Annotated in this window: 19 protein-coding genes and 1 pseudogene; 10 read left to right on the forward strand and 10 right to left on the reverse strand. The window is 47.5% G+C overall.

Annotation, left to right across the window (positions count from 1 at the left end; genetic code table 11):
* Positions 1 to 81 precede the first annotated feature (81 nt).
* From rsmG to rpmH, 6 genes are all read right to left on the reverse strand, one after another.
* Positions 82 to 888, reverse strand: coding sequence for a 16S rRNA (guanine(527)-N(7))-methyltransferase RsmG (gene rsmG, locus LKI20_RS01175; RefSeq protein ID WP_434734896.1), 807 nt, complete (start codon positions 886 to 888; stop codon positions 82 to 84).
* Positions 889 to 1,076: 188 nt separating this feature from the next.
* Positions 1,077 to 1,631, reverse strand: a complete 555-nt coding sequence (locus LKI20_RS01180) for a protein jag (protein WP_291768725.1) — start codon at positions 1,629 to 1,631, stop codon at positions 1,077 to 1,079.
* A 251-nt stretch (positions 1,632 to 1,882) separates the two neighbouring features.
* Complete coding sequence (gene yidC, locus LKI20_RS01185; RefSeq protein WP_291768728.1) at positions 1,883 to 2,902, reverse strand: membrane protein insertase YidC; 1,020 nt, start codon at positions 2,900 to 2,902, stop codon at positions 1,883 to 1,885.
* Between the two features lie 2 nt (positions 2,903 to 2,904).
* Positions 2,905 to 3,216 carry a membrane protein insertion efficiency factor YidD gene (yidD, locus tag LKI20_RS01190; RefSeq protein ID WP_291768730.1) on the reverse strand — a complete coding sequence of 104 codons (312 nt, stop codon included), beginning with the start codon at positions 3,214 to 3,216 and terminating at the stop codon, positions 2,905 to 2,907.
* Positions 3,213 to 3,623 (reverse strand): ribonuclease P protein component, encoded by a 411-nt coding sequence (rnpA, locus tag LKI20_RS01195; RefSeq protein WP_291768733.1) that lies wholly within the window; start codon positions 3,621 to 3,623, stop codon positions 3,213 to 3,215. Before rnpA ends, yidD begins: the two co-directional genes overlap by 4 nt.
* 24 nt (positions 3,624 to 3,647) lie before the next feature.
* Positions 3,648 to 3,782, reverse strand: coding sequence for a 50S ribosomal protein L34 (gene rpmH, locus LKI20_RS01200; RefSeq protein WP_291768736.1), 135 nt, complete (start codon positions 3,780 to 3,782; stop codon positions 3,648 to 3,650).
* Positions 3,783 to 4,103: 321 nt separating this feature from the next.
* Here rpmH and dnaA point away from each other — a divergent pair, with 321 nt between their 5' ends.
* The 9 genes and pseudogenes from dnaA (at position 4,104) to LKI20_RS01245 (ending at position 17,144) form a co-directional block, all read left to right on the forward strand.
* On the forward strand, positions 4,104 to 5,699 hold the full coding sequence (dnaA, locus tag LKI20_RS01205; RefSeq protein WP_291768738.1) for a chromosomal replication initiator protein DnaA: 1,596 nt from the start codon (positions 4,104 to 4,106) through the stop codon (positions 5,697 to 5,699).
* A gap of 414 nt (positions 5,700 to 6,113) precedes the next feature.
* A complete protein-coding gene (dnaN, locus tag LKI20_RS01210) occupies positions 6,114 to 7,238 on the forward strand; it encodes a DNA polymerase III subunit beta (RefSeq protein ID WP_291768741.1) in 1,125 nt (374 codons plus the stop codon).
* A gap of 63 nt (positions 7,239 to 7,301) precedes the next feature.
* Positions 7,302 to 8,561 carry a DNA replication/repair protein RecF gene (recF, locus tag LKI20_RS01215; RefSeq protein ID WP_291768743.1) on the forward strand — a complete coding sequence of 420 codons (1,260 nt, stop codon included), beginning with the start codon at positions 7,302 to 7,304 and terminating at the stop codon, positions 8,559 to 8,561.
* A gap of 2 nt (positions 8,562 to 8,563) precedes the next feature.
* Entirely contained in the window at positions 8,564 to 9,064 is a 501-nt protein-coding gene (locus LKI20_RS01220) for a DUF721 domain-containing protein (protein ID WP_291768745.1), read from the forward strand.
* 280 nt (positions 9,065 to 9,344) lie between these two features.
* A pseudogene (gene gyrB, locus LKI20_RS01225) lies at positions 9,345 to 11,360 on the forward strand (DNA topoisomerase (ATP-hydrolyzing) subunit B); the annotation flags it as partial.
* A gap of 80 nt (positions 11,361 to 11,440) precedes the next feature.
* Positions 11,441 to 14,104: a DNA gyrase subunit A gene (gene gyrA / locus LKI20_RS01230; RefSeq protein ID WP_291768748.1), complete on the forward strand. Its 2,664-nt coding sequence runs from the start codon at positions 11,441 to 11,443 to the stop codon at positions 14,102 to 14,104.
* A gap of 66 nt (positions 14,105 to 14,170) precedes the next feature.
* On the forward strand, positions 14,171 to 14,743 hold the full coding sequence (locus LKI20_RS01235) for a DUF3566 domain-containing protein (protein WP_291768753.1): 573 nt from the start codon (positions 14,171 to 14,173) through the stop codon (positions 14,741 to 14,743).
* Positions 14,744 to 14,860: 117 nt separating this feature from the next.
* Positions 14,861 to 16,096 (forward strand): alpha/beta hydrolase, encoded by a 1,236-nt coding sequence (locus tag LKI20_RS01240; protein ID WP_291768756.1) that lies wholly within the window; start codon positions 14,861 to 14,863, stop codon positions 16,094 to 16,096.
* A gap of 4 nt (positions 16,097 to 16,100) precedes the next feature.
* Entirely contained in the window at positions 16,101 to 17,144 is a 1,044-nt protein-coding gene (locus tag LKI20_RS01245) for a VanZ family protein (RefSeq protein ID WP_291768759.1), read from the forward strand.
* 142 nt (positions 17,145 to 17,286) lie between these two features.
* Here the strand turns inward: LKI20_RS01245 and gabT are convergent, their stop codons facing one another.
* The 4 genes from gabT to LKI20_RS01265 form a co-directional block, all read right to left on the reverse strand.
* The gene (gabT, locus tag LKI20_RS01250) at positions 17,287 to 18,648 is read right to left on the reverse strand and encodes a 4-aminobutyrate--2-oxoglutarate transaminase (protein ID WP_291768761.1); all 1,362 of its coding nucleotides are present in this window, start codon (positions 18,646 to 18,648) and stop codon (positions 17,287 to 17,289) included.
* Positions 18,649 to 18,731: 83 nt separating this feature from the next.
* Positions 18,732 to 19,583: an NAD(P)-dependent oxidoreductase gene (locus LKI20_RS01255; protein WP_291768764.1), complete on the reverse strand. Its 852-nt coding sequence runs from the start codon at positions 19,581 to 19,583 to the stop codon at positions 18,732 to 18,734.
* Between the two features lie 73 nt (positions 19,584 to 19,656).
* A complete protein-coding gene (locus tag LKI20_RS01260; RefSeq protein WP_291768766.1) occupies positions 19,657 to 21,045 on the reverse strand; it encodes an APC family permease in 1,389 nt (462 codons plus the stop codon).
* Complete coding sequence (locus LKI20_RS01265; protein ID WP_291768769.1) at positions 21,042 to 22,019, reverse strand: carbon-nitrogen hydrolase family protein; 978 nt, start codon at positions 22,017 to 22,019, stop codon at positions 21,042 to 21,044. Before LKI20_RS01265 ends, LKI20_RS01260 begins: the two co-directional genes overlap by 4 nt.
* 190 nt (positions 22,020 to 22,209) lie before the next feature.
* Between LKI20_RS01265 and LKI20_RS01270 the strand changes: the two genes are divergently transcribed.
* Entirely contained in the window at positions 22,210 to 23,796 is a 1,587-nt protein-coding gene (locus tag LKI20_RS01270; protein WP_291768772.1) for a PucR family transcriptional regulator, read from the forward strand.
* Positions 23,797 to 23,838 lie beyond the last annotated feature (42 nt).

Raw genomic sequence — 23,838 nt, forward strand, 5'->3', positions numbered from 1 at the left:
ACAGCACCGCTGTAGCTATTTGCTACTCACAATGTTTCACGTGAAACATTCATGTTAAGTGTTTCACGTGAAACACTGCAGCTACCGCTTACTAACAATCACCACATGCGTGTCTTCAAGACCTGTTCCAACTGCAGCTTCACAAACCTGTGCGTGGATTCCTTTCGCTTTCTTAATCGCAGATTGCGCTTTTTCAAGTTCAATAGATGCCGTTCTGCCTTTTAGTGCAATGAGCTGACCGCCTGGAAGCAATAACGGCAAAGCAAGAGGGGCCAATTTTCTCATCGGCGCCACAGCTCTACAAGTAACCACACTAAATGTAAAGTTTTTCTTATCGGTCTGATTCATGGATATAGCACCAGAAACGGATTGTTGCTTTGAAGCGTGAGCAGACGATTGATGCAATAGTCCTTGTTGTGGCCCAGTGAGATCCTCCGCTCTTGCGCGCAATAAACTCACATTCTTAAGTTGCATCAACTCAACTACTTCGTTGAGCCACTGGATTCGACGTTCCATAGGTTCAATCAATGTCACAGGCACATCAGGAAGGCAAGCGGCTATAACAATACCTGGGAAGCCTCCGCCTGAACCTAAATCTGCTATACCATGAGAATGCCGTTGTTTGTCGAGTGAATCTACAATAAAAGGAATCACAGCAGCTGAATTCAAGATATGCCGCTCCCACAGAATGGGCGTATCTCTAGGTCCTATTATTCCTCTCGCTTCACCCTCTCTCATGAGTTTCTGATGGAAGAGCTGCAAAGGTTCATAGGCACTTCCCAAGATTTGTTGGGGAAGTTTACTGTCTTCTAATTCATCCACTATGTGACTAGTAATCCCACTAACATCATCATCGTCAGCCTGTAGCTGCTCTGTCGAAACAGTCAAGAATCGAACCCCTTAATATCGGAGAAGAATGTAATCGCGTGCACGATCGAAATAATACCGTTACTCTGTGAAGCAAAACTTGAAAAATCCATTGGTGTAACTGGCATATGCTTCGCAAATGTCACAATTGTGCGCTAAATGCTGTTCATCTCTTGTAAATATATGCACCACGGTTGTAGGTATAAGGCCTATTCAGCTGCAATTCCCTCATCATCTACTACGTCTGAATCATCCAATAGTGTCTCCGCACTTCCAGCCTTCATATACACCGTGACGTATCGTTTTGGTTCTTCTCCATGCGAACGCGATTTGCAACCTTCTTCTCGCACAACATCATGAACCACTTTACGTTCAAAAGAATTCATGGGTTTCAAATCCACTGATTCCCCTGTTTCCCTAACTTCATCAATCGCATCGAGCGCAAGATCCGTAAGACGCTGCCTCTTTTTTTTCAAGAAGCCATCTACATCAAGAATCAAGTGCGAACGTTCACCAGTCTTTTGTTGCACAGCAAGCCGTGTCAACTGTTGTAAAGCATCAACTACCTCACCATTGCTACCAATAAGCTTGGTAATATCATGGTCGTCATCCGCTACGATCTGCACTACTGGGCGATTATTTCGTATGCCTAATTCAATATCACCTTCATAATCGGCAACATCAAGCAAAGCTTCCAAATAGTCTGCAGCAATATCGGCCTCTTCATTGAGTTGTTCAACCGATCGTGGTTCTTCTTGCGACATTTTCGCTCCTTACACGGGTAGTGGACTTAAGTCTAAACCTGATTGCTCTCGCAACACGTCAGTACAGTCATCACCAGGAATCACCACCGACACCACTGTCACGTCACAACGCTCAACGATTGAAAAGCAACAGTACGAGAATATCACTGCGAGTCTTAATACATCACCTGAAAGCTAGCATCTGTAGAGCTATTCACATGATATGCTGCTGGCTCGCATTGCATACACTTGTTAGCAGCAATCAGAACTTCTTACTTGCCCTTCTTCTTACTTTTCTTCTTGCTTGGCTGATAACGCTGATGAGTTCCAGCTTGCGCCTTCTCCTCCTGCGCTTCCTTGGCCTTAACTAGAGCCTCATCTTCTAGAGACATCTGCCCACTCTTAGAACGACGTTCATTCTCTCGCGTATGGTCACGTATCTCTTTTTCCTCTGCTGCAGGGGAACCTGGGGTTGGCATATTCCAGACCTGCCACATAGTTTGACCAAGATTCCAAGTGTTATTGGTCAACCAATAAATCAACACAGCGAAGGGGAAAGCAACACCAGAGAATATATACATAACAGGGAAAATGTATGCCATCATCTTCTGCATCCGGTACTGCGTACCTTCCATAGATGCTCTTGGTGTATTTTTACGCGTGTTATGGAACTGAGAGTAGAACATGGTCAAACACATCAGGGCAATAAACACAATAATGACGATTCGCCCTGGACCTTCGGTGTTGGTGAGGTTGTTCGAGATGTGCACGCCGAATATCTCGGTTTGCTCAAATTCCATAGCAACGCTTTTGGTAAATGCGCCCAATGGTTCACGCTTACCCTTGGCAATAAATGGTACTGCTGAAAGAACATAAAACATTGTCATAAAGACAGGGCTTTGAATAAGCATTGGGAGACATGAACCTGCAGGATTAGCATGGTTATCCTGATACAGCTTCATAGTTTCACGGCTGGCAGCTTCCTTGCTGGCTTGATCTTTCTTACCCTTGTATTTGTTCTGAATCTTTTTCAGTTGAGGCTGCAAAGCTTGAAGCCTACGCATTGACCTCATCTGCTTAATAAAGAGCGGCAATATGCATAAACGGACAAGAATAACCAGCATTACCACTGAAATTGCCCAAGCTATCCCTGGGCCACTGGGAAAGCCAATGAGTGTAAGAAATTTGTGGCACCACACCATGACGTAGGTGACAAGCCATTCTACAGGTCTGAGAATCTTGTAGAAGAATCCGAAAATGCCTGTGTCAAAGGTAAACGTATCTGTGACCATCGTCAGGCCATCTCCTTTTCTGGTGCCAAAGGCGTAAGCCTTGGCTCTTCATGGGCTTTAGACCATTTGAAACGGTAAAAAAGTGAAAATAGCTGAGGCACATCATCGATGCCTCCATCGCTCCATGGTCGGCAACGAAGTATTCGCAATAAAGCCAGCGAAAGTCCTCTTACAGCGCCAAAGCGTGAAACGGCGACCAGTGCATATTGAGAACACGTAGGCAAGTATTTACAACGTGGGGGGAATAACGGAGATACTGCTCTGCGATACCAACGAATAGCGCGCAGGACTCCATTTCTGATGATTTGGCTCACTGTGCATACCCCTGCGGCTGATGATCTTGCATATCACGCCTTGTGGTCTGCTCTTGCACGCGATTACCTATCTCGGTAAAGAGGCGAGCAACTTGCTGCTGCAAATCAGCAAACGATGCCTTACTAGCTCTTGGCTTAGCACGCATAACGATGTCACATCGTGCCGGAAGCTGATCCTCATGCTGTACAGCCAATTGGCGGAAACGTCTTTTCACACGGTTCCTGACCACCGCGTTACCAACGTTTTTTGAAACCGCCAAACCCAGCCTTCGTACAGAATCTCTGGATGCGTGTTGCTCGTCATTCTTCAAATAGGCATAGTAGTGCACCACAAGGTCCCTGCTGGTGACTTTGTTTCTATGCTTCAAGACGGCCACGAAATCACTATGGCTTCTGAGCCGTTCCACGCGGTGCTGTGTCGAAATCGTAAATCAGGCTGAAAGCGACTTACGGCCCTTGTTACGACGACGGTTGATCAAAGCACGACCTGTGCGTGTACGCATACGAATACGGAATCCGTGCTTCATGTGACGACGACGGTTGTTCGGCTGGAATGTTCTCTTCATAATAAATGCTCCCGGGTTTTTCCATGCAAAATCACGGCTCAAGATGAGTCAGGCTATACTACGGTACACATCGGGAGTGTTTCCGTCAAAACGAAAACAAGCTGAAATGCGTATGTTATGTGAAAGAGCCGAGTCTCATAGGCTCGAAAAGCCTAGTAAATAGCCACATACACATGATTAAGTTATCCACAAATAACACCCATGTTATTCACATTTGAGTAATTTCAACACGCGATGCTGTGGATAACTTAACGGATACGGTGTAAACATATCCTACTGTTATTGCTTGCACAGCAGTGAGGGAAAAAGGGGAACACCAACATGTCAGAGAATCCGCTCGACGCCACAGCTGAGGCTGCGAGAATATGGGATTCTGTGCTGCAACTTTTGAAAAGTAGCAGTTCACTGACACCCAGAGACAAGGGCTGGCTCGAAGATATCGCTCCCGAAGCCGTATTTGGAACCACGATCGTGTTATGCGTCAGCAACACCGCAACGCAAGAAGCTATTCAAAGTAATCTCAACAACCCACTGTTGCAAGCACTAAAAATGGTCACCGGCGCAGATATGTTCCCTGCAGTGAAGATCCTTCCACCTACAGAGCCAAACACGCCAACACTTTCGGAACCGGTACCTTCATCATCTACGAATATTCCTATTATCTCTTCACCCCGCAAGCTTGCAGAGCAATCGGCTCCCACGGTAGCTGATTTGTCACATGAGGCATATCCTCAGCCCCTACCGATTGAAATGCCTTACGAAGAGAGTAAGCCAAAATCATCGTTTACTGCTACTCCTTCTGCTTCACCACAAACCCAGGGATTTAACATTCCGCAGTTCCAAATGGTGCAGCAAAAAGTTGACAGAGATCCAGAAACTCATCTCAACAGGAATGCCACATTCGATAAGTTCGTTCCAGGTGACTCGAATCGCTTTGCGCGTACTGTGGCACTGGCCGTTGCCGAAGGTTCTGGGCGCGATTTCAATCCTCTGTGTATTTATGGCAGTTCAGGACTTGGAAAAACTCATCTGCTCAACGCCATTGGTAATTATGCGTTGGTTAAAGACTCTTCTTTGAAAGTTAGATATGTGAACTCTGAGGAATTTACCAATGAGTTCATCGATGCTCTGCAAAATTCAACCCAAGGAACCGGCCAAATTGCAGAATTTAATCGGCGATATAGAGCCGTAGATGTGTTGTTAATTGATGATATTCAGTTCCTTGGCGGTAAAGAAGCCACTTTGGATCAGTTCTTCCACACATTTAATGCTCTTCACGATGCTAATAAACGTATCGTCATTGCTTCTGATGTGGCACCTAAGAATCTTAAAGGTTTTGAGCAGCGCTTGATTTCGCGGTTTGACTCTGGTCTCACCGTGGATGTAAAACCACCAGACAGAGAAACACGAGTTGCCATTTTACGAATGATGGCATCGATGAACGGCGTCAAAATTCCCAATGATGTACTAGACCTCATTGCTGAACGATTCACTGAAAATATACGAGAGCTCGAAGGTGCATTAACGCGAGTCACAGCTGTGGCCAGTCTCAATGATCAGCAAGTTACGTGCGCATTGGCAGAGCAGACTTTGCAAGATTTCTTTACGAGTGATGTTGAAATTCGCCCGACGGATATTATCACTCAAGTCGCTAAGTATTTTCATTTGACTTTCGACGACATTGTTGGTCGTACAAGAACGAAAAATATCGCTTTAGCACGGCAAACAGCGATGTACTTGGCCAGGGAAATGACCAGTATGTCTTTGGTCGATATTGGCGAGGTCTTTGGTGGGCGTGATCACACCACAGTGATGCATGCATATACAAGAATTTCAGGGGAAATGCAGGAGCGGCGAGAAATTTATAACTATGTCATGGAATTGACTGTCAGGTTAAAGCAGCATAACGGCGAATAACGCGGTGCAACACGCCCGTATGTGGATAAGCAGCGAGAAAGTTATCCACCGTCTTATTCACAGATGTGGGTAAAGTCGGCGAATAACTCACCAAATACGGTGGATTACTGGTGGACTACCAGTGAATTTCTCGCTTAAAAATGTGGATAAATTAATAACTTTTCGACTTCTGTGGATAAGTCGGGTTGTTTTCCACAACATTGAATCAACTTATCCACAGGTGGGGATTGTTCATTAAGGTTGTCCCCATACGGCTGAGAACAGTTATCCACACTATCCACAGGCCTTATGAATATGATTACTTACCCACTTACATCAATTCACCAAATTCATAACAGCAGAACGCGGAATTGTCTTTACGCTGAGAGTATTTCGCTAGAATGGTTCCAGCATTAACGACGAAGAAAGCGCAACATGAAAGTTGAAATAAATTCCACGGCACTTGCCGACGCAGTAGCTTGGGTAACTCGTGTTATTCCAGCTCGACCTGCTACCCCAATACTCTCAGGAATCCGCCTTGAAGCTGTTGATGGAACCCTGCAACTTTCTGCATTCGACTATGAAGTTTCAGCTCGTCATCACATTGAAGCAGGCATCGATGAAGCAGGATCAGCTCTCGTGTTGGGCAAACTTTTAGCTGATATCACGAAATCACTTCCTTCGGAAAAAACCTATCTTTCAACTGATGATGCGAAAATGACGATTACTTCAGGTAAATCAACATTCTCGCTGCAACTCATGCCAGAAGCAGATTATCCAGATTTGCCTGTTATTCCTGCCGCCCTCGGCCAGGTCGATGCTCAAACCTTCGCTCAGGCAATAGCACAGTCAACTGTTGCAGTTTCACGTGAAGAAAATCGCCCTGTTTTGACCGGTGTAAAAATTGAATTCTCCGGTTCTCGTGTCATTATGACTGCAACAGATCGTTTTAGATTATCGCGAGCAAGCTTTAGCTGGACACCGCAGAATCCTGATGTTTCAACGGTTACACTCGTTCGTGGCTCCTTATTACGCGATACTGCTCGTTCTGTAGACGAACATCAAAATGTGATTATTGATTTTGCACCTGAAACTCCAACGCTACTTGGTTTTGAGAATGCCGGACGCGTTTCTACATCACAACTTATTGATGGAGAATTTCCGTCTGTAGATAGACTGTTCTCTGACGAATACCCAATACATGCTGTTATTACCAAACAGGCGCTTATTGACGCTATTAAGCGCGTTTCACTCGTTGCAGAGCGTAACGCCCCAATTCGCATGGTATTTTCCGGTCAAGAACTGACGCTCTCCGCAGGTGCAGCTGACGAATCACAGGCTACCGAAACACTCGATATTGACATGGACGGTGAAGATATTACCGTTGCTTTTAATCCCGCCTATTTGATAGAGGGCTTAAGTGCAATCACCGAGCCATTTGTCAGAATGAAAATGACAACTGCTGTAAAGGCTGTCGAATTCAATGGACAACAGGAAGCGGATTCTGATGAATCACTCGATTACCGCTATCTGCTCGTCCCGATGCGTTTCTCTGCCTGAGTAGTACCACGCTGACTGAGAAACACTGCTCGCTGGGGATTTAACTCGTTTGGGGAACATATTGTGTATATCTCGCGTCTGGTTTTGGATCACTATCGCTCCTGGGAAAGCTGTGTAGTTGATCTAGAGCCAGGCGTCAACATACTGCAAGGTAGTAATGGCTTAGGGAAAACTAATCTGGTTGAGGCGGTAGAAGTACTCGCTACCGGTTCCAGCCATCGTGTTTCCTCGTCAGCTCCACTTGTGCATGTCGGTGATAGCTCAGCAACGATTCGTGCGAATGTCCATCATTCAAATGTTTCTCAAACTCTTGAACTTACTGTTGCACTCCGCGGTGCAAACAGAGGAAGAATTGATTCAGGTTCTTCTGTATATGCCAAGGACATCATTGGTAAGCTGAATTGCGTGGTTTTCGCGCCAGAAGACGAGCGTTTGGTCTCTTCGGAACCTAGCCAAAGAAGATCATTTATCGATCAGACTAGTAGTCAGCTTGATCCGTCCTACGCTGAACTCTTACAGCGATCACGCCATATTGCTAAGCAACGTGTAGCCCTTCTTAAACAACTTTCTCAACGTCCTGATTTGTCTCAACAATCTGCTGCGCTCAGTGGTTTGGAAATTTGGACGGGGCAGTTTATTGAAGTCGGAGTGCAATTAACCCGAGCACGTCAACAGCTAATTGCAGCGTTACACGAAGAATTCACCAAAGCATACTGTGCATTAGCGGGTGAAAATAATCAGGCTCATTTACGGTATCAGCCTTCATTTGCTGAAGTTCTTGATGATCAGGAACCACAAAGAGCCATTAGCGAACATTATCAACGTCTATATGTTGGGGAGATGTCAAGAGGTCAGAATCTTATTGGACCTCATCGTGACGATCTTGTCTTTGAACTCAATGGAATGAATGCTAAAGAATACGCGTCAAATGGTGAAATGTGGACTTTGGCTCTGGCTCTGAAAATAGCCCAATTCAAGCTCCTACAACAACGATTAGGGGTTACGCCAGTAGTAATTCTTGACGATGTTTTTGCCCAGTTGGACGAGTCCAGAAGATCGCAGATTCTTAATTTTGCTTCACAACAGGAGCAAGTGTTAGTAACAGTTGCAGCAAAAAGTGATATTCCACAGTTTATGACGGCTATTTCTGGTGTATCTACGGAAGGTACACTGCAAGACCGAGCTATATCTGATTCAAATCATATGCAACAGCATGTGGGGGATACTAGTATTCATGTTATTGATGTGCAGCACCTGGTAGATATGCAGCATCACCAGGATGTTTATGATGCGGTGGATTCTCAGACGGAACGCGATCTGTAACGATGAAAATACCAATAGACCTTCAATTACACCTTGATGTCAGGAAATTATCAGCTCGAACCTTTGAACGCTTTACCAAGCGTTCCTTATCGTTGCGTCTTATCCGCGAACGATCTGAACAAGCCTGGTATAACTTTGGCAAGCCAGGACGGGATCCACATTCTTTAGCGGGTGTTGTGAGTGGAATTGTTCAGCGTGATGATTGGACTCCTCATCTGAAAATTGCGCAGCTGAGAAATCACTGGGACGATATTGTGGGACCAGCAATAGCACAGCATTCGTATGTGCTTGGATATGAGCAAGGTGTGCTGACTATTCGAAGCGAATCGACGGTCTGGGCTACTCAATTGACATATTTAGTACCTCAAATCACGAAGGCCATAACTCAAAAGCTCGGAGATTTACCTGTTGAGAAAATCGTGGTGACAGGCCCACACTCTCAAAGCTTCCAGAAATCACGTTTCAGCTCTCAGGGTCGAGGAGGCCGCGTTAAGGACTTCTAATGCCGTTATAGTCCCTATCCACTGGTAACCTACCAGTATAGGGTTCGGAGCCTAGAAGGGCTCATTTTTTGCTTTTTAGAGTGTATTGACCGCCATTGGAATGTTGAAGATAACGTCCAAGGCGCAGGAAGGAACATCTGTGGCAGAACTCAGTTCAGATTCGTCCATACATGCCGAAGATATTAGCGGTACCGAAGAAAATGAAGGTGTTAATACTATCAGCGATGGTGATGATACTGCTGTAGACAGTGACGCTGTAGACAGCACTGAAATAGACAATGCGCAGTTAGATGATTCATTATCACCTGAGCACTATGATGCTAGTGATCTCAGGGTTCTTGAAGGTCTTGAGGCAGTGCGCATTCGACCTGGTATGTATATCGGCTCCACAGGGCCTCGCGGCTTACATCATTTGGTCTATGAAATTGTTGACAATTCAGTAGATGAAGCACTGGCTGGTTATGCAAGTCACATTGAAGTGACCATTATGGCAGACAATGCAATTCGCGTTGTGGATGATGGTCGAGGTATTCCCGTTGATGACGTGCCAGGCGAGGGAGTCAGCGGCGTGGAAGTGGTGATGACCAAGCTACACGCTGGTGGTAAATTCGGTGGAGGCGGTTATGCAGTTTCTGGTGGACTTCACGGTGTAGGTATTTCAGTGGTGAATGCCTTATCGACCAAGGTTGATATTGAAGTACGCAGGCAGGATTATCACTGGACACAAACCTTTGTTGATCAGCATGCTACAGCGCCGTTAAAGCAAGGCGCACCTATGGGTCCTGAGGAGCATACAGGCACTTCGGTTACTTTCTGGGCCGACCCTGCGATATTTGAAACCACGAAATATGATTTTGAAACCTTGCGTAGCCGTTTTCAGCAGATGGCTTTCTTAAACAAGGGTCTAAAGATTTCTCTGACTGATCTACGCCGTGTTGATATAGCAGGGGATGAAGTTACAGGCGATGGTGAAAATGTAGCGGAAGAGCTTCACCAGACAGTGACTTATCAGTATGCCAACGGTATTAAAGACTATGTTGCATATTTGGTCAAGTCGCGCAAATCTACTCCTGTTGAACCTGATGTTATCGATATTGAATCAGAAGATATTAGTCTCGGTATTTCAGCAGAAATAGCTATGCAATGGACTGCAGCTTATTCAGAATCCGTGCATACTTTCGCCAACACGATTTCGACAACCGAAGGTGGAACCCATGAAGAAGGGTTCCGCGCAGCACTGACGTCAATGGTTAACCGATATGCAAGAGATAAAAACATTCTCAAGGAAAAGGATGAAAACCTTTCCGGAGATGATGTGCGTGAAGGTTTGACTGCTGTGGTTTCTGTGAAACTCACCAATCCTCAGTTCGAGGGTCAGACTAAAACAAAGCTTGGCAACTCGGAAGCGAAAACATTCGTTCAGCGTGTTATGAACGATAAGCTCAAGGATTGGTTTGACTCGCATCCCTCTGATGCGAAGATGATTATCCAGAAGTCGATCGAAGCGTCAAGGGCACGTATAGCAGCTAAGAAAGCACGTGAAAATACTCGCAGGAAGTCGATTTTTGAGACAGCTGGTATGCCAGATAAGCTCAAAGATTGCCAATCTAATGATCCACGAGAATCAGAACTCTTTATAGTCGAGGGTGATTCGGCAGGTGGCTCGGCCATCCAGGGGCGTGACCCCCTAACACAGGCGATCCTGCCTTTGCGTGGAAAAATTCTCAACACCGAGCGTGCCAGTATCGATCGTATGATGAAGTCAGACACCATTGAATCGCTAATCACCGCCATTGGTGGAGGCTATGGTGAGGACTTCAATCTCGATAAGGTTCGGTATCACAAAGTCATCATCATGGCAGATGCTGATGTTGATGGTGCTCATATTGCCACACTCAACTTGACCTTATTCTTCCGCTATATGAGACCTATGGTCACTGCAGGATATGTGTATGTTGCTATGCCACCGCTGTATCGATTGAAGTGGACTAAAGGTTCGCATGACTTCGTGTATACAGATGCAGAGCGCGACAGAGTCCTTGAACAAGGCAAAGCGTCGGGACGTCAACTCCCTAAGGGTGAGGGCATTCAACGCTACAAGGGTCTTGGAGAGATGAGTTACCAAGAATTGTGGGAGACCACAATGGATCCTGAGCACCGCATACTTAAGAAGATACATATAGAGGACGCGGCACAGGCAGACGAGACCTTTACGATGCTGATGGGCGATGACGTAGAGCCACGCCGTCTGTTCATCCAACGCAACGCGCATGACGCGCGTTTCATCGACGCCTGAGCGGCGCTGCCAACAGCAACATTCGCTAATACGAATGCTTGTGTGAGAGACAAAGAAACGATGGAAGTTAAGGAACGACAGTGGCAGACGATACTCATTCACAGAATCCCGAAGAGGGACAAGCAAGTGAATCACATGGAGCGCTTGAACCGTTAAGCCCTCAGGAACTCGATAACACGGATTATGGCCTGATTAGTGGAGAAAGAATTCAGGCCATGGATCTGCAGCAGGAGATGCGTGAATCGTATCTGGCCTATGCGCTTTCGGTTATTGTCGAACGCGCTTTGCCGGATGTTCGAGATGGTATGAAGCCCGTGCATCGCCGTGTAATCTATGCGATGTATGACGGGGGATACCGACCAGACCGAGGCTATAACAAGTGCTCCCGTGTGGTCGGGGATGTAATGGGTAAATACCATCCTCATGGTGATTCCGCTATTTATGACACCTTAGTGCGTATGGCTCAGTCTTGGTCCATGCGATACATGTTGGTCGACGGACAGGGCAATTTCGGATCTCCTGGTGACGATCCAGCAGCAGCAATGCGTTATACGGAATGTCGCATGGCGCCTTTGGCCATGGAAATGGTGCGCGATATCGACAAGGACACTGTTGACTTTGCGCCGAATTATGATGGAAAAACTCAGGAGCCGACTGTTTTACCGTCACGATTCCCTAATCTGCTGGTCAACGGTTCCGCAGGTATCGCAGTGGGTATGGCTACTAGTATTCCACCACACAATATGCGTGAGGTTGCTGAAGGTGTGCACTGGGCTTTAGATCATCCCGAAGCTTCGCGCGAGGAATTACTCGAACAACTCATCGCAATTATTAAAGGGCCAGATTTCCCGACAGGTGCAACAATCCTTGGTCACAAGGGTATCGAACAGGCGTATCGAACAGGTCGTGGTTTGATAACGATGCGCGCTGTAGTAAATACTGAGGAAATCAAGGGACGTATGTGCCTGGTGGTTACAGAGCTTCCATATCAGGTGAATCCCGATCGTCTTGCCTCCTCCATACGTGAAGGAGTGCGTGACGGCAAGATCCAAGGTATTGCCGATATGCGTGATGAAACATCAGGTCGTACTGGCCAACGTTTGGTGTTGGTGCTCAAGCGTGATGCAGTACCTAAGGTTGTGCTAAACAACCTGTACAAGCATTCACAATTACAGCAGACCTTTGGCGCTAATATGCTTGCTTTGGTCGACGGAGTGCCACGCACCTTATCTATCGATGCATTTATTCGTCACTGGGTTGCTCATGAGCTAGATGTGGTCGAGCGTAGAACCAAGTATCTCAAGCGTGAAGCAGAGGAGCGCGACCATATTCTGCAGGGCTATTTGAAGGCCCTAGATATGATCGACCAAGTTATTTCATTGATTCGTGGATCGCGCGATGTTGAAACTGCACGAACTGGTCTGATGGATCTGCTTGACGTTGATAATGTACAGGCTGATGCCATTTTGGCTATGCAGCTTCGCCGTCTTGCTGCTCTAGAACGTCAAAAAATCATTGATGAGCATGAAGAATTGATGCGACGCATTGCTGACTACGATGACATACTTGCTAAGCCAGAGCGTCAACGAAAAATCGTCGGTGATGAACTTGACGAGATTGTCAACAAATATAGTGATGAACGTCGTACCAAGATTCTTCCTTATTCAGGTGAAATGAATGTTGAGGATTTGATCGCTCAAGAAAATGTTGTGGTGACAGTTACTCACTCCGGTTTCATCAAGCGCACCAAGGCTGATGAGTATCGTGCTCAACACCGTGGAGGGAAAGGCATTAAGGGTGCCAAGCTTCGCGAGGATGATGTTGTCGATCACTTCTTCCTGACCAGCACACATAACTGGCTGTTGTTCTTCACCAACAGAGGGCGTGTATACAGAATCAAAGCCTATGAAATTCCTGAAGGTTCTCGTGATTCTAAAGGACAGCATGTTGCTAACCTTTTGCAATTCGGACCAGATGAGAAGATTCAGCAAGTCTTGTCTATTCATGATTATGACGAGGCTCAGTATTTGGTGCTTGCTACACGAAGCGGCAAGGTTAAAAAAACACGCCTCAGCGAATATGATTCACCACGCCAGGGTGGTCTTATTGCAGTGAGACTCATGGACATCGAGGATTCAGAAGAAGGATTGCAGGACGAATTAGTTGGTGCTGCTTTGTGCAATGCCGGAGACGATATTATCTTGGTCTCACATCTTGGTATGAGTGTGAAATTCCCAGCTGAGGACAACACATTACGTCCGATGGGTCGTCAAACCGCCGGAGTGCAGGGAATGCGCTTCCGTGAGCATGACTCATTACTGAGTATGGACGTGGTTCCTGAAGATTCGGATGAGGACCTGTTGGTAGTGACAAATGAGGGCTACGCCAAACGTACAGCTTTGGGGGAGTATCGCCTGCAGGGACGTAATGGTTTCGGTGTGAAAGCGATTCAACTGGTTGAAGGACGCGGTTCTTTGGTTGGTGCAGTGGTGGTGAATGAAGAAGACCAAATTCTCGCCATTATGAAATCAGGGAAAGTTATTCGCTCCAACGTGAATGAAGTGAAGCGCACTGGTCGAACCACACAAGGTGTCACTCTTGCTAAGCCAGATAAGGGCGATGAGATTCTTTCCATTGCGCGCAATGAAGAGGACGAAGATGATGTTGAAGCAGGCGATGAGCAGGCTGTAGATTCGCAGATTTCGAGTGAATCTGCTGAGATTGTGGAAAAGCCAGCTGAATAGTACAACAGGTCAGGTTAGGCTGATAGCCTCGCAACAGGCGTCAGGCAAATCGAACAAGGAGAAGCGATGAGCCAGAATATAGGTGAACCGATCGACTCACACGATGGGAACGATGAGCATCAGGAGCAGTCGGGACGTACAGCTCGTTCCTTCTCATCGAAACCGGTGATTGGTAATGATAAGGCGGGTGTGCATGCCGCCGAAGCTGGCGCTGCACTCCCATTGGGATTGGCTAAGCCTGCAGCAACGTCAGACTCTAAGAAGCCTTCAGTTCCTAGGGCGAGGCGCATGCGTTTGTCCTTGACGAGGGTTGATCCTTGGTCAATAACTAAGGTGTCATTCCTCTTGGCCATTGCAGGAGCAATTATTCAAATTGTTGCTATTGCCTTGATTTGGTTACTTTTGAACTCCATCGGTCTATTCGATAATGTGACTCAGCTTATTTCCAAGACTGGTCTTGATGCAGGTGGTTTTGACCTGAGCAGTGTATTAAGTCTCAGCACGGTATTGAGTGCTGTAACCATATTCTCGATCTTTGAGGTTGTACTGGTTGTGGTGCTGGCAACTATTGTCGCCTTCCTGTACAACATCGTGAGCTCGCTTGTAGGCGGTGTCCACGTAACTTTGGGTGACGATTAAACTCCCTTTATCACCACAACAGCGCAGGTTGCCAATTGAGGCGGCCTGCGCTGTTTGCATAGTATTGCTGGTAATAGAGTGATTCCAAGACCTAGTCAGACAAGAGAGGGCGCAGTCATGAACGACATCCATGTTGATGATGGACATCCATCAGATATCTCAGAGTACATGGATGAGCAGTGGCATGATGACAACGTAATAGCAGGGTATCAGCGACGAACAGTGAAGCTAGGGACAGATAGTGAGGGTGACGCTGTAGCGACTCTTATACGCAAAGCACCCCTTGTACACTCCACTATAGAAACGGCAAACAGAGTATGGAATCCGAGATATTTGGCCGCACGAATAAGTGCAAGTTTTCATAGTTCACGCAAGCCGTCACAGCCTAAAGCGATTATGTACATTCATGGCTGGAATGATTACTTTTATAGGCGACACGTCTCAGAATACTGGGAGAGTTTAGGTGTCAAATTCTATGCAGTTGATCTTCGCAGATATGGTCGAAGTCTTACAACAGGAGACATCTCTGGTTACATCGAGGATATGCATGACTATCGTGCTGAATTGAATGCCTTGCGCAATCAGATAGTGCAAGATCTTGGCGATGAGGTGCGCATCATGCTTGTCGGCCATTCGCAGGGAGGTCTGATTGCATCCCTATGGATGAATGAAGAGCACCCTTCGCATATTTCCGCAGTTGCTTTAAATTCACCGTGGCTTGAATTACAAGGTAATCGTATGCTGCGCATCATTTCGACACCCGTGCTCAAAGGTCTATTGCTACGCGGTAGTCACAGTGCATTGCCCATACCCGATCCTGGATTTTATCAAAAAACGATACTCAAGAAGTATGGGGGGCAATGGGCATACGATGCTTATCCTTTTTCGAATGAGCAGCAGTTTATTCCTCGGGCAGCATGGTTAGAGGCGATATATCGAGCTCAGTCAGAAATATCTAGCGGACTTGATATCCAAGTACCAGTGCTGGTAAGTACGTCGGATCGTTCGATGTTGCAGTTAACTTGGGATGAACGCATGCGAGAAAGCGATTCCGTGCTGGATGTAATAGCAATACGTGAGGCAGCTCTAAAACTGGGGAATTTAGTGACTATTGCGAAGATTCATCATGGAATTCATGATTTGACGATGTCATATCCGACACCAAGAAGACAGTACTTCCAGATGGTTACTCAATGGGCTGCCCAGAATGCCTGGCATGAGCAATTCCCTGCATCGAGTCTTGCTGAAGCCCTTCAAGCGCTAAGTGTGGCTGAGGCAAATACAGATAACAAGACTTTGTGCAATGTAATCCCGCAGGACGATGTTAGTCATTCGGCGGCCGGAATAGCCTGAAGATATGCTCGGATTTCTCGGATACTTTAGCGTTTCATTCATTACTGCTGTCGCTGTGTGGCCTTTTGCTTCGCTGTTGTTGACTGTACCGATTCTTGCGGTAATTTATCACCGATATCATGCTTTACATTTCACTTCGGCATTTTCAGCATATTTGGTGGTGTTGTATCTTCTGGCTCTGGTCTGTTTTACCCTGTGGCCCATGCCCGACAATCCAGCGGCATTCTGTGCAAGCCATCATCTTCGTGCACAGATTAATCCCTTGGAATTCGTGAAGGATGTGTCTTCAGGTGGGCTGTCTGCGATACTCCAGATTGTGATGAACATAGTATTTTTCGTCCCGTTGGGCTTCATCATGTCACGAGTATTTCGTTGGAAATTCATCGTAGTATTGCCGATGAGCTTTGTCTGTTCTTTGCTGATTGAAACAGCGCAGCTTACGGGAGTATTTGGATTTTTCCCCTGCTCATATCGGTTATTTGATGTGGATGATTTACTGTGGAACACCTTGGGCGGTGTTATCGGTTTTCTTATTGCTTTGGCATTTGCCAAATGGATTCCTGTGCGTTCAACAGCCTCAGATGTTGTGGTAACTCAGCCTGGATTTATTCATCGTCTGGTGGCTTTAGCAATTGATGTCGTGTGCATCTACGGTGTAGCCTTCACCCTTGGTTTAGGATTTGTTGTTTTGGTGGTCAAAGCAGGAACATATGAACTCAATGGAACTTATGGATTTGCGGGATTGACGGTTACTTCACAGGGCCTACGGATGATGGTGCTCAGCATTATTGCCTTGGCATTTCTTATATTTGAGCTAGTGCTTCCGGTACTAAGCAACGGACAAACTCTAGGTGGCCGATTCACTCATATGACAGTGGAAGGTAAGGCGCGTACTGGAACAAGACGTGCAGCATTTTATACTGGACGCACTGTTACGCTTGCAGTGCTGCTCGGTCCTTGGGGAATTCCATGGCTTTCATTCGGATTAGCCTTAATACTGCTGATATTTTGGCTGGTGAAACGCCAAATGGTCTACGATTTGATCTGATTATTGGATGAGCAGCGTTTGTGTAGGGATTTTTTTAGTAACAGCGTTTGGTGATGGTGCAAATCGTTGCAATAACGCCAAAGCCATTTTTAGATACTTCTGATCTCTCGAAAAATCCCTACACAAATGATTACTTGCTTAGTTAACGGGCACTTTCCTCCACAATTATGGCTTTGAGTACGTCCAAAGCCTCGTTGAGTTCTTCATCGCTAATAACTAGTGGCGGCAGAAGTCTAATGACATTGCCGTTAATGCCGCAGGTCAGGATGATTAATCCCGCTTGCATGGCTTTCTTGACGATGTTGCCGACAAGTGCCTTGTTAGCTTCCATACTGCCGTGCTTGACGAATTCAATGGCTTGCATAGCACCCAGACCACGTACCTCAGCAACCGTATCCAACTCTTCAACAAGAGGTTGTAACGATGACTCAACTAACGACGCAATATGCCTTGAACGTGCATTAAGGTCTTTGTTCTCCATCATTGAGACAGCTGCAAGAGCTGCTGCGCAAGAGACAGGGTTCCCGCCGTAAGTGCCGCCGATGCCTCCTGGTTGAACGCTGTCCATGATTTCAGCGCGTCCTGTAACAGCTGAGATAGGCATGCCGCCGCCCAAAGCCTTAGCAGTGGTTATCAGATCAGGAACTACGCCAAAATGATCCGATGCGAACCACTCGCCGGTACGGCAGAAGCCGGATTGAATTTCATCAGATATATAGAGGACTCCATGCTCGTGTGCCCAGTCCGAAAGCGTTTTGAGGAAGCCTTCGGCCGGAACGACGAATCCACCCTCGCCTTGCAACGGCTCGGCGATGATTGCCGCTACATTATCGTGGCCGACGAGCAATTCAATTTTTTCAATACTCGCTTTTGCAGCGGCTACACCGTCTGCGCCAAAGGCATCGCGCAGTGGGTATGAGTATGGAACGGGATAGATATCGGGCGCGAAAGCACCGAATCCCTGCTTGTAAGGGGAGGATTTGGTGGTCATTGCCATGGTGAGATTAGTTCTTCCGTGGAATGCATTTTCCATCACAATCACTGCGGAGCGACCAGTATATTTGCGGGCGATTTTCACCGCATTCTCTACTGCTTCGGCTCCTGAATTGAGCAGCACGCTTTTCTTGGGGAAATCACCTGGTGTGTGCTCAGCCAGCTTCTCACAGACATCAATGTAGCTCTCATATGGGGTAGTTGCGAAGTTTGTGTGAGTCAGCTTGGCAACGGCCTGTTGTACAGCTTCAACAACCTCTGGAGCAGCGTTGCCAACCCCAGTGACGGCGATGCCTGCAGCTAAATCAATGAATCGGTTGCCGTCAACATCGGTGATAGTCGAACCGGAGGCACTTTCGGCGAAGATGGGCATATGAGCTCCTACGCCCGCGCTTACATATTGATGATGTCTGGCGGTGAGTGCCTGCGATTTGGGACCTGGAATTGCGGTACGGAGTCTGCGAGCCTGTTGAGGAACTTCTGACGCTGGAACAAGAACTGCTGTTGACATGATTGTGGTTCTTTCTTTCTGTATTGATGTTGGTTTATTTGAGACGATTGATAAGGGGTAGGGGGGAGCAGTGGTATATCGTCCTATTCGAATGAGGTCGCCACTGCGCTGATGTCGTCGTGGGTGTGGCCGTTGCTGTCCGATTGAGCATAGAGATCCATAACCAGAGAGAGCAGATCGCTGCGGAAGCCCACCGAATCCATCACGGATTTCATGAGTCCAAGGTCCTTCTCCAATGCTGAGACTTCGAACTGTGGGCTGTAGTCGTTGGCGATAGCCTTGCCGCCTTTGATATGCGCGTAAGGAGAATCCGAGGTTCCGCCGGCTATCACGTCGAGGAAGAGTTGTGGGTTGACGTGTTGACGTTCCAGTACCTTGACAGATTGGCAGGCAGCAGCGGTAATGCAACCCAACCAAAGATTGCAGGCCAGCTTGACCGCGGTACCATCGCCTACTTGAGCCCCGCAATGGACAAGCTTCTTCGAAATGGCTTCCAGGAATGGCGCAGCTTCCTTGAATACAGTCTCATCCCCGCCACCGATTAAAATGAGTTGCGAAGAATTTGCCTGATCCTTGCTACCCATCATCATCGTTTCAATGAGACGTAGATTGTGCGCCTCGGCGAATTCGCGCACCTGTTGAGAGCCTGAGGTACCAATAGTTGACATTTGAACCCAGATAGCATCGGCTGGTGCGTGCTCATATGAATTCTTGAGCACGTCAAGGACGCTGTTGGCATCGAACACCACAATGGCGATGACATCAGCCTGTGACACAGCAGCAGCGAGATTGGATTCGGCACGTATAGCATCACCTTCTAAGGCTTGTGCTCGTTCAATTGTGCGATTCCACGCGGTTACCGAAAATCCCTTGGATGCGGCCACGGTTGCAATACCGCTTCCCATGATGCCGGTACCTAATACTGTGATATTCATTGTTTTCCTTTCACAACAGTTACTGACTGATGCTGAATGGTTTTGCTCCACACCTCTAGAGGTGAGATGCTTCTCAGTCAGCTTCATATTCAGGGGGATTGTGTTTGAAGCCTTTGGTAAGTACGGCGAGGATAACTATGCCGATAGCAAGCCAGGAGAGACCGAGAATTAGTGCCTGCTTATCGAGATTGATGAGCAGATAGGCGCAGAAGAGAGCTCCGAGAATCGGGAACGCGATGTTACGCAACCAACCTCCACGCATCAAGGTGTTTCTGGTTTCTGGCTTGGCTTTGAGGTATGAAGCGATAACGCTGACATTGACCAAGGTAAATGCGGTGAAGGCTCCGAAATTGACGAAAGATGTTGAGGTAGCAACGTCAAGGAACATCGAAATTAAACCAACGATGCCAACCAGCAAGATACTGAGTACTGGAGTATTGAATTTGGCACTGAGGCGTCCGAAAATCTTCTTGGGCAATACGCCGTCGCGACCCATCACATAAAGCAGACGTGAGGCGCTTGCCTGTGTGGCAATGCCTGATGTGAACTGGCCGAAGCAGAGTCCTGCGATGAAGATTGCGGTGAAAAGGTTGCCGCCAATCTCTCCAGCAATTTCGAAAGCTGCTGAGGAAGTATTGTCAAACACGCCACCTGGATGAACCAGTTGTGTGGTGTAAGCAACGATGATGAAGATTAGACCGCCCACGGCCGCGACCAGCATGATAGCTTTCGGCATCGTTTTGCGCGGGTCCTTCGTCTCCTCAGAGAGTGTGGTGACGGCGTCAAATCCAAGAAATGAATACGCTGCTATGGCTGCACCTGCGACCACTCCAGAAACACCTGAACCTGAACCGAAGAAAGGTTGCGTGCTGAATGCTGAAGCTACGCCACCGCCTGTGATGACTGTGCGTAAGGAGAGTATGACGAAGATGCCAATTACCAATGCCTGGAAGCTCATCAGAGCGAAATTAACTTTATCTGCAACATTAAGACCAAAGATATTGAGTGCGGTAGTGATAATGATGAATCCTAAGATCCATATCCAGATAGGCACTCCGGGGAATTCGGCATTGAGATACGACGCGCCAATGAGCCACACGACCATGGGTAGGAACAAGTAATCGAGTAACACAGCCCATCCGACCAGAAAGCCTAGTTTGGGATTGATTGATTTACCGATATATGTGTATGCAGAACCGGATTGAGGATAGAGCACGGACATGCGGCCGTAGCTGCCCGCGGTGAATAGCATGGCAACGAGTGCGACTGTGTATGACATCGCTGTGGCGCCATGAGAGAGTTCGGCGATGACTCCGAAAGTGCCGAGGACGATGATTGGTGTCATGTACGCTAACCCGAACATCATGACGGAGCGTAGACCCATGGTACGTTTCAGTTTGGGTTCTGCCGTGTGCTCTGATGTAACGATATGTGCATCGGTTGAGGCTACTTCTGTGGTCATCTCGATGCTCCTTTCTCTACTGCGGGTGGGTAGGTGATGGATGATGATTGTTGAGGGTGCCAGCGCAGAGGCTTGATATGCCCTTCATATAGAGGCAGCGGTATTTCGGGATCATCAGGTCTGAACTGCTCCCAAAGTCTGTTGCTCCCTGCTGTGCCAATGCGCCGTACTCGGCTGACCTCATCTAGGTTGATGGTGTTGATGAGGAGTTCTTCGTCGCTGCTGTTGCTGCTATGCAGAATCTCCCCCTCAGGGTCAACGAGCAGTGATTGACCGACGCCTTGGGGTGCTGCGGCGTTCACACTGGCTACGAAAACTTGATTGGTGATAGCTGTGGCACGCGCAAGCACGAGTTCCTGGCGACGATCCGGAGTTGTGGTGCGAACCAGATTGACGATGAAATCAGCACCCATCCAAGCCACCTGTCGTGCTATTTCAGGGAACCAGGCGTCATAGCAGATCGTGAGCCCTAGGCGTCCTTTGCCTGGGATGTCGATTACGGTGAAGGAATTTCCAGGTGTGTAATGCTCGTAAGGGCGCCAAGGGCAGATTTTGCGGTAGCTTCCGCAGAGTGTGCCCGAAGGGGAGAACACCGCTGCAGTGTTGTAAATACCGCCTCTGGGATTGCGCTCGCAGAAGGTTCCTGGGATGAGCCAGATTTGTAGTTCTTTGGCTAACTGGGCACACTTTGCCAATAGGGATTGTGCTGGGAGGGCTGTTTCACCACCATCTGACTGCGGGAAATCGACAGCAGCCTCGAGTTGTGCTCGATTGGCCTCATCTTCGTCGGCAGTTCCGGTGCCGAATAGATGCATTTCTGGGAAGGCAACAAGTTCTGGTGAATTACCGTTTTCGTCGGAGCTTGTGCAGATGGTTCTCACTGTTTGCGCGAACTGCTCGAAAGCATGCGGGTTAGAGAGCTGTAGCTGTGCATACTGGGCTAATGCAATGGTCAAGCTACGTGTGTCTGTCATATTGAGCCTTTTGATGAAGCGTTGCACATCGCTCGCTACAGTTCGATGTGGAGTATTGCTTTTAACCTAGAAGTAGCGCGATGCTCGGTATATGGCCATAATGGATAAAATAGACGTAATATTTATCCGAGTCGTATATAAAGTATGTAATCAGCTATGTAACCTGAGCGATTTGAGGCTAGAGAGCATTATGACAATTTCATTACGAGGTCTACTGAGTCGCTCGGATCTTCATCTTGACGTGGTTGTCCCGGGCCACCCTGAATCCGTAGATGCACCAATTTCTTGGGTACATTCCACAGAATTAGCTGACCCAACACCTTATCTTGAAGGTGGCGAGTTAATACTGTTGACCGGTTTGGCTATGTCCGATGATGCCGCGAATGAAGATCAGCGACAGTATGCCAGACGACTGGTTACAGCAGGGGTTAGAGGTATTGGTTTCGGCGTTGGAGTGAGACATCAGAGCATACCCGAGTGGCTTGTGGAGCAGTGCTCACACTATGGCTTGCCATTGTTCAGAGTGCCTGCGCCCACCCCTTTTATAGCCATAACTAAAGAGGTTTCGAGAAAACTTACTGACGAAAGACAACGTGGTTTCGCACGATCATACAATGATCAACGACAATTGATGCGTTCCATACATACCTTATATCCGGTGAGTTCCATTGTTTCTAAACTTGCTGAGATTATCGGTGGCTGGGTTGCGCTGATTAATCCCGCAGGAACGGTGATTGAGTCTTCTCATCGTTTTCTGCCTGTACAGATTAATGCTCTGGGAGATGCACTGACCTTCAGTGTGCTAGGTGAGGCAAAATTCATTAACGTCAAAGGATACGATGTTGCGGTATTTCATGTCACGTCACCAGCGGGGGACACTCTGGGTTATCTAGTAGCAGGTAGAAAAGGTTCTACAGGTTCTTTGGATCATACCCCTGTTGCAGCTGCGGTATCGCTTCTCTCTTTGGCTATCAGCCGTTCAACAGATGCGAACAGAGTACTTTCACGCTTGAGAGCTTCGATGGTGCGTAGGTGTTTGGAAGGGCGGGCGAAGTCGGTGCGTTCGTATGCCCATGATCTGTGGGATGGCATGCCTGCTGAGCCCTTGTGTGCGATGCGCTTGGTTGGCGATATGAGTGCATTAGAAGCAGCACAACGACTTGTTGAACCTTTTCGCAAGTCCTTGGTTAAAAATCTCAATCCCGTCGTTTTTGGCATGGTTGAGGATGATCTGTGGGTTATCGTTTCTCAATCAAATGCCACAGAGTGGGTAAATCAGCTCAGTAAAGACGGCAGCGTAGTGATGGGTATTTCATCCGGCTCGACATGGGTGGATATGGCACGAGCTAGGCACGAGGCTTATCAAGCTGCTGCGGAGGCAAAGACGACAGGAACTGCAACTTTGCAGTATGGGCAAGGTAGTGGTGCTGGGGCGTTGGAGAATCTGCTTGAACCCTCATTATTGCGGGCCTTCGCAGATCTCAAACTTGCTCCGTTGAGAAATGTAAGGTTCAACCTGTCGACAGGACCACATGCCAATCGTGAGTCAATGAGCGAATCAGATACATTGAGTGTAGGAGCAATCGAGGTGTTACAAGCCTGGATTGAGGCGCATGGAAAAATGGAAGAAGCTGCCAGGACACTCGAAATCCACAGGCATACCATGAGCAAGTACATGAACCAAATCGCTAGATTGCTAGCTTTGGACTTGCAAGACCCGGGCACAGTTGCAGAATTATGGTTCGCTTGCCGGTATGCGCGGGCGGAACAGATGTGACAGATGCGATATATGATTTTCAGCAATAGAAGTGTAACATTT

It is taken from the genome of Bifidobacterium sp. (assembly GCF_022647885.1).
Taxonomy (GTDB): Bacteria; Actinomycetota; Actinomycetes; order Actinomycetales; family Bifidobacteriaceae; genus Bombiscardovia.

Coding starts and splice junctions, on each gene's coding strand:
- dnaN (WP_291768741.1), top strand. CDS start 6,114: ATGAAAGTTGAAATAAATTCCACGGCACTTGCCGACGCAGTAGCTTGG.
- dnaA (WP_291768738.1), top strand. CDS start 4,104: ATGTCAGAGAATCCGCTCGACGCCACAGCTGAGGCTGCGAGAATATGG.
- LKI20_RS01255 (WP_291768764.1), bottom strand. CDS start 19,583: ATGAATATCACAGTATTAGGTACCGGCATCATGGGAAGCGGTATTGCA.
- LKI20_RS01220 (WP_291768745.1), top strand. CDS start 8,564: ATGAAAATACCAATAGACCTTCAATTACACCTTGATGTCAGGAAATTA.
- rpmH (WP_291768736.1), bottom strand. CDS start 3,782: ATGAAGAGAACATTCCAGCCGAACAACCGTCGTCGTCACATGAAGCAC.
- gabT (WP_291768761.1), bottom strand. CDS start 18,648: ATGTCAACAGCAGTTCTTGTTCCAGCGTCAGAAGTTCCTCAACAGGCT.
- LKI20_RS01235 (WP_291768753.1), top strand. CDS start 14,171: ATGAGCCAGAATATAGGTGAACCGATCGACTCACACGATGGGAACGAT.
- LKI20_RS01265 (WP_291768769.1), bottom strand. CDS start 22,019: ATGACAGACACACGTAGCTTGACCATTGCATTAGCCCAGTATGCACAG.
- LKI20_RS01240 (WP_291768756.1), top strand. CDS start 14,861: ATGAACGACATCCATGTTGATGATGGACATCCATCAGATATCTCAGAG.
- LKI20_RS01270 (WP_291768772.1), top strand. CDS start 22,210: ATGACAATTTCATTACGAGGTCTACTGAGTCGCTCGGATCTTCATCTT.
- LKI20_RS01260 (WP_291768766.1), bottom strand. CDS start 21,045: ATGACCACAGAAGTAGCCTCAACCGATGCACATATCGTTACATCAGAG.
- LKI20_RS01245 (WP_291768759.1), top strand. CDS start 16,101: ATGCTCGGATTTCTCGGATACTTTAGCGTTTCATTCATTACTGCTGTC.
- LKI20_RS01180 (WP_291768725.1), bottom strand. CDS start 1,631: ATGTCGCAAGAAGAACCACGATCGGTTGAACAACTCAATGAAGAGGCC.
- yidC (WP_291768728.1), bottom strand. CDS start 2,902: ATGGTCACAGATACGTTTACCTTTGACACAGGCATTTTCGGATTCTTC.